General features: G+C 55.0%; 15 protein-coding genes. 6 read left to right on the top strand and 9 right to left on the bottom strand.

Annotated features, from left to right (window positions below):
- The first annotated feature begins 34 nt into the window (after nt 1–34).
- Nucleotides 35–1177, top strand: a complete 1143-nt coding sequence (locus tag A3L10_RS01980; RefSeq protein ID WP_394335106.1) for a methyltransferase domain-containing protein — start codon at nt 35–37, stop codon at nt 1175–1177.
- On the opposite strand, the gene A3L10_RS01975 is transcribed toward A3L10_RS01980, so the two are convergent.
- The gene (locus A3L10_RS01975; protein ID WP_088180473.1) at nt 1172–1375 is read right to left on the bottom strand and encodes a PCNA-inhibitor; all 204 of its coding nucleotides are present in this window, start codon (nt 1373–1375) and stop codon (nt 1172–1174) included. The genes A3L10_RS01980 and A3L10_RS01975 overlap by 6 nt on opposite strands.
- Nucleotides 1376–1536: 161 nt before the next feature.
- On the opposite strand from A3L10_RS01975, the gene glmS reads away from it, so the two are divergent.
- Both glmS and A3L10_RS01965 read left to right on the top strand, forming a co-directional pair.
- Entirely contained in the window at nt 1537–3345 is a 1809-nt protein-coding gene (gene glmS / locus A3L10_RS01970) for a glutamine--fructose-6-phosphate transaminase (isomerizing) (protein WP_088866161.1), read from the top strand.
- A gap of 10 nt (nt 3346–3355) precedes the next feature.
- Nucleotides 3356–6220 (top strand): peptide transporter, encoded by a 2865-nt coding sequence (locus tag A3L10_RS01965; RefSeq protein ID WP_088866160.1) that lies wholly within the window; start codon nt 3356–3358, stop codon nt 6218–6220.
- Here A3L10_RS01965 and A3L10_RS01960 read toward each other — a convergent pair.
- From A3L10_RS01960 to A3L10_RS01945, 4 genes are read right to left on the bottom strand one after another with little or no spacing between them, the layout of a single operon-like run.
- A complete protein-coding gene (locus A3L10_RS01960; RefSeq protein ID WP_232461002.1) occupies nt 6217–6621 on the bottom strand; it encodes a ParB/RepB/Spo0J family partition protein in 405 nt (134 codons plus the stop codon). The genes A3L10_RS01965 and A3L10_RS01960 overlap by 4 nt on opposite strands.
- The gene (locus A3L10_RS01955) at nt 6618–7289 is read right to left on the bottom strand and encodes a class I SAM-dependent methyltransferase (RefSeq protein ID WP_088866159.1); all 672 of its coding nucleotides are present in this window, start codon (nt 7287–7289) and stop codon (nt 6618–6620) included. Before A3L10_RS01955 ends, A3L10_RS01960 begins: the two co-directional genes overlap by 4 nt.
- A 1-nt stretch (nt 7290) precedes the next feature.
- Nucleotides 7291–7572 (bottom strand): MTH1187 family thiamine-binding protein, encoded by a 282-nt coding sequence (locus tag A3L10_RS01950; RefSeq protein ID WP_088866158.1) that lies wholly within the window; start codon nt 7570–7572, stop codon nt 7291–7293.
- Nucleotides 7572–7853, bottom strand: a complete 282-nt coding sequence (locus A3L10_RS01945; protein WP_088866157.1) for a ubiquitin-like small modifier protein 1 — start codon at nt 7851–7853, stop codon at nt 7572–7574. The genes A3L10_RS01950 and A3L10_RS01945 overlap by 1 nt, the downstream gene beginning before the upstream one ends.
- A gap of 66 nt (nt 7854–7919) precedes the next feature.
- Here A3L10_RS01945 and A3L10_RS01940 point away from each other — a divergent pair, with 66 nt between their 5' ends.
- Nucleotides 7920–8675 (top strand): hypothetical protein, encoded by a 756-nt coding sequence (locus tag A3L10_RS01940; RefSeq protein WP_157726869.1) that lies wholly within the window; start codon nt 7920–7922, stop codon nt 8673–8675.
- On the opposite strand, the gene A3L10_RS01935 is transcribed toward A3L10_RS01940, so the two are convergent.
- On the bottom strand, nt 8629–9312 hold the full coding sequence (locus A3L10_RS01935; protein ID WP_088866155.1) for an adenylate kinase: 684 nt from the start codon (nt 9310–9312) through the stop codon (nt 8629–8631). The two genes, A3L10_RS01940 and A3L10_RS01935, sit on opposite strands and share 47 nt — an antisense overlap.
- Nucleotides 9313–9368: 56 nt before the next feature.
- Here A3L10_RS01935 and A3L10_RS01930 point away from each other — a divergent pair, with 56 nt between their 5' ends.
- Nucleotides 9369–9815 carry a single- stranded DNA-binding family protein gene (locus tag A3L10_RS01930; protein WP_088866154.1) on the top strand — a complete coding sequence of 149 codons (447 nt, stop codon included), beginning with the start codon at nt 9369–9371 and terminating at the stop codon, nt 9813–9815.
- Here A3L10_RS01930 and trmY read toward each other — a convergent pair.
- Nucleotides 9799–10410: a tRNA (pseudouridine(54)-N(1))-methyltransferase TrmY gene (gene trmY, locus A3L10_RS01925; protein WP_088866153.1), complete on the bottom strand. Its 612-nt coding sequence runs from the start codon at nt 10408–10410 to the stop codon at nt 9799–9801. The two genes, A3L10_RS01930 and trmY, sit on opposite strands and share 17 nt — an antisense overlap.
- Before the next feature lie 25 nt (nt 10411–10435).
- The gene (gene pyk, locus A3L10_RS01920) at nt 10436–11872 is read right to left on the bottom strand and encodes a pyruvate kinase (RefSeq protein WP_088866152.1); all 1437 of its coding nucleotides are present in this window, start codon (nt 11870–11872) and stop codon (nt 10436–10438) included.
- 98 nt (nt 11873–11970) lie between these two features.
- On the opposite strand from pyk, the gene A3L10_RS01915 reads away from it, so the two are divergent.
- Nucleotides 11971–12432: a peroxiredoxin gene (locus A3L10_RS01915; protein WP_088866151.1), complete on the top strand. Its 462-nt coding sequence runs from the start codon at nt 11971–11973 to the stop codon at nt 12430–12432.
- Between the two features lie 51 nt (nt 12433–12483).
- Here A3L10_RS01915 and A3L10_RS01910 read toward each other — a convergent pair whose 3' ends face one another.
- Entirely contained in the window at nt 12484–12942 is a 459-nt protein-coding gene (locus A3L10_RS01910) for a hypothetical protein (RefSeq protein WP_088866150.1), read from the bottom strand.
- Nucleotides 12943–13043: the final 101 nt, after the last annotated feature.

Genomic DNA, 13043 nt, shown 5'->3' with positions numbered 1-13043 from the left:
ACGTTTTTAAGCCTCTCCCCAAGGTTCGAACATGATGATAACCGAGGAGCAGGTTCAACTCGCGGTGGAGATGATACGCAGGGGCCTCGACGAGAGGAAGCTCCGCGCCAAGCTCGGTGAGGAGTGGGAGCTCATAGCCGAGATAGCGAGGGCCAGAATACGGGCAAAGGACAAGTTCTCCCGGAACGACCTCTGGATGGATCTGGAGGGCCTCCGCTACGCCACCCACGAGGTCGTAGCTAAATACCGTGCCGAACGCTTGAGGGAGCTTGGAATCAAGAGCATAGCAGACGTCTCCTGCGGGATCGGCATCCAGCTGATCTTCTACGCGATGAAGGTCGAGAGGGCCTATGGAATCGACATCGACCCCCTAAAAGTCGAGTTCGCGCGGAGGAACGCCGAACGCTATGGCGTCCACAACATCGAGTTCATAAACGCCGATTCACTCAGCAGGGATACCATCGAGAGGATAGACGCTGAGGTAATATTCTCAGACCCAGCTCGGCCGCCCGAAATGCCCGAGAGGAGGCTGGAAGACCTTCTGCCAAGCCCCCTGGAGGTGCATGAAGCATACAAATCCAAAACGGACGCGTTCATCTTCGACCTGCCGCCCCAGATGAGGCGCGAGAGGGTTCCTTGGAGGGGAGAGTTCGAATACATAGACCTCTTCGGCGCACTCAACAGGCTGACCTTTTACACCGAGCCCCTGGCGAGGGTCGAGAGGAGCGCCGTCATCCTGCCGGCGGGGGCAAGGCTTGAGAGTGACCCCAATCTGGAGAAGGTAGTCGAGTGGACAGAAAGGCCCTGCCAATACCTCTACGAGATCCCCCAGAGCGTTGACTACGCCGATTTAATAAATGAGCTGTTCCATGCCTTAAACGCAGATGTCAAGATGCTCCTCCGCGAGAAAAGGCGCGTTTTAGCAACCGGAGAGGAGGAAATCAAGAGCTCATACCTCAAGAGGACGTACGTCGTTGTGGGTGTCCTACCTTTCCATCCGGTCAGGATAAACGACTTTCTCAGGAAGGAAGGCTTTGGAAGAGCAACCCTCAGGATAAGCGTGCCGGAGGGGGAGTACTGGAAGGTCAGGAGAAGGATAGAGGCGAACCTAAAGGGCGATAGAAGGGCATTCGTCTTCCAGTTCGGAAAGAAGGCGATAATAGCGGAGGGGCTATAGCTCCTCTATTTTAGCGTTCCTTATCTTCTTTGACCCTATGCGGAGCCGCTTGAAGTAATTCACGTGCTCCTCAGGGAGAAAAGACTCCAGACTGGTTGATTTCAGGCGTTTCTTCTTTCTCCTCCCCCCGCCGTCCTCCGTGTCCGCTGTGGTCTTCGGTGAGACCGCCTCAAGGAACTCGTCGAGCTTCCTGTTCATCGGCACACCCAGATTGGATAGACCGCAGGGTATAAAGGCTTTTCCTCCCATCGAGGGTTGAACCAAAGGCCATATGAACCCACCAGAAAACCACCGTTGAGAAACGCTTTTAACTTCCGGCATTTATTTAGGGAAAGAGTAAGCGAGGCGGGTGGAAGGTAATGTGCGGTATAATCGGCTACATCGGAGACAGGCAGGCCTGCAAAGTCATTGTTAAAGGTCTGAAAAGACTCGAATACCGCGGGTACGATTCGGCCGGAATCGTCACGGCCGAGGGCGGACGGCTTCACATAAAGAAGGGCGCCGGGAGAATAGACGAACTCGCTGAGAAGCTCGGCTTTCTCGAAATGCCCGGCGAGAGGGGAATCGGACACACCCGCTGGGCCACCCACGGGATTCCGAACGATATCAACGCCCATCCCCAGACCGACTGCACCGGCAAGATCGCCCTCGTCCACAACGGTATAATCGAGAACTACCGCGAGCTCCGTGAGGAGCTCCTCAAACGGGGTCATCGCTTCGATAGCGATACTGACACCGAGGTTATAGCCCATCTCATCGAGGAGGAGCTCAAATCAGGGGGGAGCTTTGAGGAGGCAATGAGGAGGGCACTCCTCAGGCTCAAAGGCTCATTCGCGCTCGGCATAATATACACCGAAGAACCGGACAGGCTGTACTTCGTGAGAAACGAGAGTCCCCTCGTCCTTGGAATCGGGGAGGGGGAGAACTTCGCCGCCAGCGACGTCCCGGCCTTCCTTGAGTACACGAACCGCGTCGTGTTTCTGGACGACAGGGAATACGCCGTCCTCACAAAGGACTCGTGGACCGTCAAGAACCTCGACACCGGGGAGAGGATCGAAAAGCCCGTCCACGAGATAGAGTGGAGCCTTGAGATGGCAGAAAAGGCTGGCTATCCCCACTTCATGCTCAAAGAGATACACGAACAGCCAAAGGCCATAAGGGACGCCCTCCATGGAAATGCAGAGATAATTCACTCGGTGGCGGAAGAGATAGCCAAGTACGACAGGATATTCATCGTGGCGATGGGAACCTCATACCACGCGGGCCTGGTCGGCAAGTACCTCTTCCAGAGACTGGCTAAGAGGGTTCCCATAGTTGAGGACGCGAGCGAGTTCCGCTACGAGCTTGAGGATGTTATAGATGAAAACACCCTCGTCATAGCGATAACACAGAGCGGGGAAACCGCCGATACCTTAGCCGCCATGAAGCTGGCCAAGAGGAAGGGAGCGAAGGTTCTCGCGATAGTCAACGTTGTGGGGAGCATGGCGACCAGAATAGCCGACTTCACACTCTACACCCACGCCGGGCCCGAGATAGGCGTCGCTGCCACCAAAACCTACACGACCCAGCTGACGGTTCTCACGATGCTCGCCCTCGAGCTGGCGAGGGTCCTCGGAACCGCTGAAGATGAGTACCTTAAGAGACTGGAGAAGGAACTCAACACTGTCCCAGAACTTGTAGAGGACGTTCTCAAGCATGATGAGTCACTGAGAGAGCTGGCCGAGGGGCTCAAGGAAAAGAGGGACTTCTTCTACATCGGCAGGGGCATAAGCGTTCCAACGGCCCTTGAGGGGGCACTCAAGCTCAAGGAGATAAGCTACATCCACGCGGAAGGTCTGAGCGCCGGCGAACTGAAGCATGGCCCCCTGGCACTCCTCGAGGACGGTGTTCCAGTTGTGGCCATAGCCCCGAGCGGAAAGACATTCGACAAGGTCGTCTCAAACATCGAGGAGTCCAAAGCGAGGGGGGCGTACATAATAAGCGTTGGGGACCGGGCCGAGCTGATGAGGGTCTCGGACGTTTTCCTTGAGATGCCCCGGATGGACGAACTCCTCACTCCAATAGTTTACGTTGTTCCCCTTCAGATACTCGCGTATCACCTGGCGGTCTTGAGGGGCAACGACCCCGACAAGCCGAGAAATCTGGCCAAGTCAGTCACCGTTGAATGAGGTGGTTTGGATGGTAAAAACGAAAGTTAAGGAAAAACGAAAGAAGAAGGGAGAGAAAACCTCCCTCCCTGAGTACTATCAGAAGTTCAAGGCCTATGGAATCCCCCTGATAGTCCTCATACTGGCCTACGTTGGCTTCAGGATAAGGAACATCACTTCCAACTACAAGACCTTCCTTGACCCGGACACCTTCTTCCACTACGAGATGTACAGGATAGCCATTCACGAATGGATTCCCAAGTACTTCGCCTACGCGGATCCCCCAACGGGAATAAAGGCGGGTGGCTATTTGGGCCTCTACACAATCCAAGCGGTATTCTATAAAATCGTCTCGGTCTTCGGCTACGATACGCTGGGAGCGTTCAAGCTCTGGCCACCATTCGTTGGAGCAATGACCATCATAGCGGCGTATCTCCTCGGAAGGAAGCTCCACTCCAACTGGGCCGGCCTCTGGACGGCAGCGTTCATGATGTTCTCCTACGCCAACTTCAGCAAGACATACTCCGGCAACAACCGTGGAGAAGGCCCGTTCATGATGTTCTTCCTCTACGCTGTGTTCCTTCTCATGGTGTACCTCGATGAGAAAGAGTGGAACTGGAGGAAAATCCTCTCGGGGAGCCTGTTCCTTCTGATGAGCGTCCTGTACATGGCCGCGTGGACCGGAAGCCAATTTGGTCTTGGAATCCTGCTCCTCTTTGCAGGTGTTACCACAGTCGTGTTCTTCATCTTTGGGATGATGGACCCTCTAAAGAGGTTCGTGAGGGACTTCTATCCAATTTACGGTCTCTCACTCGTTCTTGGACTAGCGTTCTCCCACACAGGACTCATCGGGATAAGAAGCTTCATAATCTTCTCAATAGAGGGACTTATCGCCCTGAGTATTCTTGCAGGAATAATGCTCTATGGAGAACGGACAGGACTCAACTATTCGGACAAGAAGCACAGATTTGGCACCGTCGCAGTTATTGCAGTTCTCGGAATTCTAGCATTCTACGGCTACTTTGGTAGGGACCTCCTCAAGTTCCTTGGAAGCGCCACACAGTCAAACCCCCTCTACCAGACGGTTGCGGAGCTCGCAAAGACGGACTGGGACACCATAAAGGCCTACTACAGTGTCAAAACCAAGGACGCGATAATATTCATCCTCTCCGCCGTGGGGTTCCTCATAGTCGCCGCGAGGTTCGTTAGGAAGCTCGCCAGGAACGACCTGACCGGCCACAAGGAGATATTCCTCGTCACTTACTACATCGGCTCTCTCTATCTGCTTCTCCTGGCGGTTCGTTTTGTGTTCCAGGCCTCGGGAGCCATACTCCTGCTGGCCGGCGTTGCCATAGGGGAGATCTTCCTCTTCGTCGAAGAGATGAAGGAGAGCATGACTACCAAGGCACTCTACGCCGTTCTTCTGATGCTCCTATTCCTGCCGTTACCCGTCATCGGAGCCCAGTATATGAACAGCATAGCCACCAACACCGCGAAGAGCCAGGGCTCAGTTCCGGCGGACTGGGTCAACTCCCTCACCTGGCTCAAGGAGAACAGCAATCCCCTCGACAGCGCCACGAGCTGGTGGGACTACGGCTACTGGATTGAGTCCAGCCTGCTCAGCCACAGACGCTCCGCCACGGACGGTGGTCACGCCTACGACAGGCGTTACATCGTGGCGGACTTCTTCTCCCACTACGGAAACGAGAGCGAGCAAGATTTCGAAGCCTGGGAGCTGAACTACCTCATCGTCTGGCAGCAGGACATCTATAAGTTCAACGCCATAAGCTACCTCGGTGGTGCGATAACCTACGGTGAATACAGGAAGAGCCCGATGTTCCAGGTCATTCCAATGCAGTACATACAGTACGTCAACGAGAGCGGAAAGACCGTGGTGTACATCAACACTGGAAAGTACTCCTACCAGCCGGTTTTCACCATAGACCTCACCAAGGGAATGGTCATACAGGGAAGGGGTGACATACCCTACGTCCTCTACGTCTTCCAGGGCTACGGACTTCTGGCGTACCAGAAGATAGCCTTCAGCAACTTCGTGAGGCTGGCGTTCCAGATACCCTTCTCCTTCGAACCGTGGGACGCCCAGATGCTCTTCGCCAACTTCAAGCCCGTTCACAGGGACGGTGGCGTTTCGACCTATGAGTTCAGGCCCTTCGCGGTTTACAGGATCGACAAATTCGAGAACGGTACGTGGAAGGCCTTCTACAGCACGCTCGGTGGTGGAAAGCTCCCGCTCGGGGATCAGAAGCTGCGGCTCTGGATATCTGCCTTCGGAAGGGACGCCAAGGACGCCACTCTCATCTTCGAGGCCTACAACGGCAGCGTGCTCGTGAAGAGGGAGGTATTGGCAGAGAACATCAACATGGACCACCTCAACGAGACCCCGCTCGAGGTGAACCTGACGATACCCAACGCCACCAAGTACCGCTTCGTTCTGGTTCAGGACGGTCCGGTCGGAGTCCTCGACGGACCGGTTTACGTCAATGGAAAGGAGGTCAACCCGAGCTACGTTCTCGGTGAAGGACAGAGCGGAGAGCTTAAACTCACCGCCGCGTTCAGGGAGGAGCGTACGGTTGACCTGTACCTCAGGGCGAGCATCGTCTATTACGTTGCACCCAACGGCAAGGACATCTACCAGGAGAAGTTCTACCTCGAACCCCACCAGGACATCATAACCTATGTGCCGGTCAAAGAAGGAATAAGCGTCACCGCGGGGGACAATGATATACCTGCCCAGGCATCAATGCCCGACGGCGTCTTTGAGGGCTACATCCAGAAGCTCTACCAGAAGTACGGTGAGGACAAAGTCGTCGTGGTCAGGAAGAGGGTGGAGCCAATCTTCATCACGAAGAAGGAGTACGTGGTGTGGGAGGGTTAATCCCTCACTATTTTCACATCTTCGAGCCTTTTTAGCCCCTCTTTTTCCGTCGTTTTGATAACGCCCGGCACAAAACTGCCCCTGGGTCGGATTATAATCGCCTCAACGCTCTCAAATCCCAGCTTCTTCAGGGCAAAGGCCCTGTGATGGCCATCTAGGAGGTAGTACTTGTCCTTATGAGGTATGACTATGATCGGCGCGTCGTAGCCGTGCTTTATCTCCTGGAGAACGACCAAGAGCTTGACCTCGCTCAGTGCCGCCTGGGTCGGTACGACGTCATCCAGGGGGATAAACGCCGACTCAAGTTCGAATTCAATGCCGTGCATAGCCTCGTACTCCCGTTTTATCCTCTCGGCCCGTTTCCATGCCTCCTCACGGGTTATCAGCCTTATCCTTCTCAAGGCTTCACTCCCCGGACGGCTATGAAGGCGGCCAAGCCCTTGCAGCGCCTGTGAAACTTCCTGTCAACCCCCTCGGCCAGGCCGAGGAAGGGCCAGAATGAAGGGAAGTATATCACCCCAGCGCTCTCCACCTCAACGAATCCCGCGTCCCTGAGCAGGCCCTCAAGCTCGGCAGGAGTGTAAAAGCGGGCGTATCTGTAAGCGGTCTCCACGAACAGGCTCTTCAGCATTTTGAAGAAGAACCACGCGCTCCGTCCGTTCATCGTGGCTATGAGAACCTCGCCGCCGGGCTTCAGGACGCGGTTTATCTCGGCCACTACTTTCTCAGGCTCATGGAGGAACTCGAACATCGTGACGCTCAAAACCAAATCAAAGCTCCCCTCTGGAAACGGCAGGCTGTAGGCGTCTCCTTTTATGCATTCCAGACCTTTCTTCCGCGCCACCTCTAGCATACCTTCGCTGGCGTCCAGCCCAACCACGTCGAAGCCCCTCTTCTTCAGCTCAAGGGTATAGTTGCCCGTCCCACAGCCGAGATCAAGCGCCTTTCCGGACTTCGACCGCAGCATTGAGAAGACGAGCCACTTCTCGATTCTGTCAACGTAGCTGCCCGTCTTCGTCCGATACCATTCGTCGTACCTGTCCGCTATCCTGTCGAAGTACTCGGCCATATCACACCCTCATCTTGCCCTCTATCGTCAGGGGTTTATCAATCCTGTCGTCTATCCTCAGGCTTATGACGACCCTCTCGGCCCCTGCCCTGAAGATGGCCTCATGGCAGGCCTTCACAAGGTCGAGGATTTCCTCCACCGAGCCTTCAACGACCGTACCCATCGGACAGAGCTTGTACTTGAGGCCGCTCGCCCTGATGACCTCCAGTACGGGCTCCAGGTACTTTCCCACGCTCGGCGTTTCCGTCCCCAGTGGGAACAGGCACAGCTCGGCAACCGCCATCATCCTCCCCCCGCCGGCGGGAATATGTGAACCTCATCATCTTCTTTAAGTTCGGTGTCGAGCCCGTTCAGGTGAAGAACGTTGTGACCGTTGACGAGTATCATCCCATCAACCGGCTTGTCCTCGTTAATGCGCTCCGTTTCAATGAGCTGTTTTTTAATCTCAGGGCTGTAGTGTTCCGAGAGATACTCAATGAGCTCGCGCACGGTTTTTACACCGTGAACCTCCACCTCCTTCCTCCCGACCAGCTCTCTAAACGTGGCGTAGAATTTAATCCGCATGGAACCACCAAGTATCTCTGTATGGAAAACCCTTAAAGTGATTTCGTCGTATTTAGTAACGGAGTGTTGGAATTGCTGACCGTTAAACCACCAGAGTACTACCCAATCATTGACAAACTATTCGCGGGAAGGATTAGGGAAGCAGTTGAGGCCTTTGGGGCATCGCTGGAGGAGCTCACCGTCTTCGTCCAGCCGGAGGATAGGATTCTGAACCTCATATTCTTCCTGAAGGTCCGGGGGCTCCAGAGGTTCCTCTCCATGGAGGTGGACCCCTTCGTCTACGGCCTCCTTGAGAAACTTGCCTCCGACGCCACGGAAACCTTCGGGAAGGTCTACGGGGTCAGGTTTGCGATATCTGGCTTCAAGGTAGTGGACGAACATCCCAGGGAGGAGCACCCGGAGAGGGCCGCCAAGCTCGTAGTCAACGGCCCGGATGAGATGAGGGACGTTCTAGAACGCCTCGGAAAGGGCCTCATGATAACCCTGCGTGAGTGGAACGTGCGCTTCTCTGCCCTCGCGGTGACTGTGCCCATTGAGGAGCCCCACATCCTCACGATAGTCCTTAAGATGGAACACCCCGTTCCTCCTGAGGAGAAGGGAGGGCTGGAAAAGAAGCTGAGGCACAAGACGAGGACCTACCTCAAAACCCTGACAAAGAGGGTCATCCCCGTTGAGGTCAAGATACTCGACCCGGAGGATAAAACCCTCGCGTCGATCCTAAAGAGAAAGGTCGAGATCGAGAAGGAAGCCGAGGAGCTGGCAGAAAGCGATGAGGTCAGGGAGCTGATGAGCCTCCTGGGGAAGGAGACTCCCGGTTCCTGATGTAGTCCAGGAGGGGTCTTATCCTCTCCCAGACCTCGTTTATTCCACCGTGCCCGTCTATTCTAACGTACACGCCCTGCTTTTTGTAGAACTTGATGATCGGCTCCATGTTCCGCACGTAGAGGTCGTAGCGCCTTCCAACTATCTCCGGCCGGTCGTCCTCCCTCTGCACCAGTTTTCCACCGCAGATGTCGCATTTTCCGGGAATTTTAGGGGGCCTATACCTCAGGTGGTACACGGCACCGCACTTCGAGCATATCCTCCTTCCGGAGATTCTCTCGATGCTTTCCTCCCTGGATATGGATATCTCTATGGCGACGTCTATGCTCATGCCGTGGTCGTAGAGGTAGTTCTCCAGGGCCAGAACCTGCTCCGCGGTTCTTGGGTAGCCGTCTATGATGAAGTTCCTCCTGTCGCGCCTCAGCCGAGAGATTATCAGTGTGTTCACAACGGTGTCCGGTATCAGCTCCCCGCGCGCAAGGTACTTCTGTAGCTCCCTGCCGAGGGAGCTTCCGCGCTCTATCTCGGCACGTATCATATCGCCGGAGGAGACGTACGTCAGGTCATAGCGCTCGGTTATGGTCCTTGAGTGGGTGGACTTGCCGCTTCCCGGAGGGCCGAATATGAGGATGTTCATTTTTCTCACCGTTAGTTATTTATTTCCCAAGGGATAAAACACTTATGGTGGTGACCATGAGGCTGAGTACGGGATTCGTTCGTGCCTCTGGCTACGCCTACAAGGTGAGACGCGTTCTCTTCGCACTGACGCGGAAGAAAGTCGATCCAAGAGAGGTCGTCAGGGCGGCGGGAGAGCTGAACCAGAAAATCTTCGAGAAGCTCCAGGAGCTCGGCGTTGAGAAGAGCGACGTCGTCAGGATAACAGTGCCGTTCAGTATTGAAGATGGGACCATCAAATGGGACTACGAGGGACTGAACATCGAGGTTTACAGAAAGAACGAGGAAGAGAAGCTCGCGATGGCCATGGAGGAAATCGAGGAGCGCGAGAAGGCCCTCGAGGAGCAGATAAAGGAGCTCGAGGAGCTGGCACTGCAGCTCAGGGAGACCAGCGAAAAGATACTGGAGAAGCTGGAGGAGCTCAAGCAGGAGCACACCTCGCTGAAGCTCAGGGCGGAGGAGTGAGGGAGTCAAGGAATATGTTCACGTAGGCGACCACGTGGGATGCAAGGTAACTCTTCCTCCCAACGCTTATTTTTTGCGCTATTCCCGCTAGAAAGGCCTCGTCTTCTTTTCTTAACCCTTCATGGTCGCCGAGAACGAAGGCCACGTTCTGGGGGAAACTCACGTCGGTTATCGGCCTCCCCTCCTCGTGGAGGTAGTAGAGGGTGGAGCCCCTGAGGGCTCTCCTAACGATATCCTCAAAGGTCATGTTGCTCACGTAGATGCCCGGTAGAACCTCGACCTCTTTGCTCGGTCCCTTCAAGCCTTCGGCGGCCTTAAGGGCGCGGATTATAAGCTTAGCGGTGCTGAGCTCATCTGGGTTGAGGGTCTTTGGCTTCATCTCCTGGCCCTCGAACCTTATCGCCTTCGGCGGGTTTGGCGGACCGTAGAGACTCAGCCACACCCTGACGTTTTTTCTGAAGCCGTGGGACAGGAGAAAAGCGGAGTTTAAGAACCTACACAGAAGGTCTATTCTGCCGCTTGTGCCCGGGAGGTCCTTGAGTTTGAAATCCGGGGCGGTGTGAGCTTTGTTGGCCTTGACTATGAACGTCCTCACTCCAATCACCTGAAAATAAAAAACATCAAACCGTGAATATCCGGATGGTGTTCGTGCCGACCGTCTTTCCTATCGGCGTCCCCTTGGTCAGGAGAACCGGGTCGTTCTCTTTGACCAGTCCCAGCCCCCGTATGAGACGCAGTATCTCCTCCTCGCTGGTCTCGGTGACGACGAATGGGTAGACACCGTACGAGAACATCAGACTCCTGGCAACGTGCTCGTCGGTGGCGAATGCCAGAACCCACTGCTTCGGCTTGAAGCGCGATATGAGCCTTGCCGTCTCTCCAGTTCTCGTTGGGGTGAGTATGTACTTGATGTCCATCGAGTTAAGCGCCTCTATGATGCTCCTGGCTATCGTGTCCTTTATCGTGCCCTTCTTCGGGCCCTTCTCACTCCAGCGGGTCATCTTCCATTCGATGATGCGCGCGGACCACTGGGAGTCCCTGTATGCCTCTATCGTCTTGGCTATCCTCGCCATCATTCTAACCGCATCGACGGGATACTTCCCAACGGCAGTTTCTTCAGAGAGCATAACCGCGTCGGTGCCGTCCAAGATAGCGTTCGCCACATCCGTGACCTCCGCCCTAGTGGGCAACTTCTCCTCGGTCATGCTCTCCAGCATCTGCGTGGCGGTTATCACGGGTTTTCCGGCAACGTTGGCCTTGTGTATGAGCTTCTTCTGAAGGACGGGGAGCTTCTCGATGGGCATTTCAACACCGAGGTCGCCCCTGGCTATCATTATTCCATCGGCGGCGCAGAGTATGTCGTCGAAGTTCTTCACGGCGTCCGGCCTTTCTATCTTCGCGATTATGAAGAGACTCCCCTTCCGCTCCTCCACGAATCTCCGGACCTTGAGAACATCGTAGGCCGAGCCGACGAAGCTTATACCTACGGCGTCAATGCCGTGTTCAATCGCGAATTCTATGAACTCCAAATCCCTGTCGGTCACGGCATCTATCGCCATCCTCGCCTTCGGCACGTTGATGCCCTTGTGGGAGAAGAGGGTCCCTCCCACGAGAACCTTGCAGACAACATCCGGACCGCGAACGTCCTCAACGCGCAAAGCTATGAATCCGTCACTCAGGTATATGACGTCCCCCTTGGACACCATTTTTGGAAACTCCTTGAACTCCACTGGTATCTCGCCCTCGGTTCCGGCGACGTCCCTCGTCGTCAGAACCACCGTCTGCCATCGTCTCAGCGTTACGGAACCGTTGAGTATCTCCCCAACTCGGATTTTGACCCCGGGGAGGTCTCCGAGGATCGCCACCGGACGGTTGAGCCTCTCAGAGGCTTCCCTCACGGTCTCGATCGTCTTAGCATGCTGCTCAAGGTCACCGTGGGCGAAGTTTATCCTCGCGACGCTCAACCCGGCCCTTATCATGGCCTCGATGGTCTTCCTGTTCATCGAGGCAGGGCCTATCGTGGCAACTATCTTAGTTTTGTGAGACGGAAGCTTCATGTTCCCACCTAATGGAACAATTCAATCCATTCCTAAATAATCTTATCCCACGCAAAACGTTTATGAGTTAGGATCTCCTAATTGGGGAGGGTGATGGAATGAACCCACTGGAAGTCATGGTTTTTGATGAAGAGGGGAAGGAAGTTTCACTCCTCGAAGTTCTGGGTGGCAAATGGACCGTTCTCTACGTCTATCCCAAGGACAACACACCGGGCTGCACCACCGAGGCGAAGGAGTTCACGGAGCTTCTCCCCGAATTTGAACGGCTCGGCTTTCAGGTTATAGGCGTCTCAAAGGACTCCGTGAAGAGCCACATGAAATTCAAGGAGAAGCACGGGCTGAAAGTCAGGCTACTCAGCGACCCAGAGGTAAAGCTGATAAAGGCCCTCGGAGCGTGGGGCAAGAAGAAGCGCTACGGGAAAGAGTACGAGGGAGTGATAAGGAGCACGTTCATATTCGACCCGAACGGCGAAATCGTCTGGAAGAAACTCAACGTCCGGGCGAAGGGCCACGCGGCGAAGGTTCTCGAGGAAGCGAGAAAGCTTGTGGAAAGCCCATAGAACGGACGTTCTCTGGCTTAAAAATCAAAAAAAGTGAAGGAGGCAGTGGGCTCACCTCATGAAAACGAAGCCCACTATGTCCCCGTCGTAGGCTAGGAAAACCTTAACGCCGTTGGAGGTTTCGTAGGCGGCGTAAACGCTCAGCTGGGTGAGGTCGTAATCGCCAACGACCTTCCCGACGTGATCGCCCTCGTAGACGAGTTTCTGGACGGTTATGCCGCGGTTGTTCGTGAACTCCTCAACCGAGACCTGGGCAAGATAGTCGGTTACCTCGGCAGGGTCAACGCTCACCTCGGTTAGGTTGGCCGACTTCACACCGAGGCCCATGTAGGGAGTCCCCTCTCCGGCCATCATGCCGCCGTTTCCGTGTCCCATGCCCTTGGCGTAGGCCATAGCCGTGCTTCTCTCAACTTCCGGGTTCGGTCCTGGAGTGCCCTGATAGGCCGCAACGGCCCCAAACACGAGGCCGAAGACGGCCAAAGCCATAAATCCAGCCAGCAACTTCTTCATGTCACTTCACCTCTCCATGTGTAATTGTAATATTGCATATGTGAGATTCTTTATAAACTTTACGGTTCCGGAAACGATAAAACCCTCCGCGTCGAGCATGA

The sequence above is a fragment of the Thermococcus radiotolerans genome, from assembly GCF_002214565.1.
GTDB lineage: Archaea > Methanobacteriota_B > Thermococci > Thermococcales > Thermococcaceae > Thermococcus > Thermococcus radiotolerans.
This window is presented reverse-complemented; position numbering and strand designations above follow the sequence as displayed.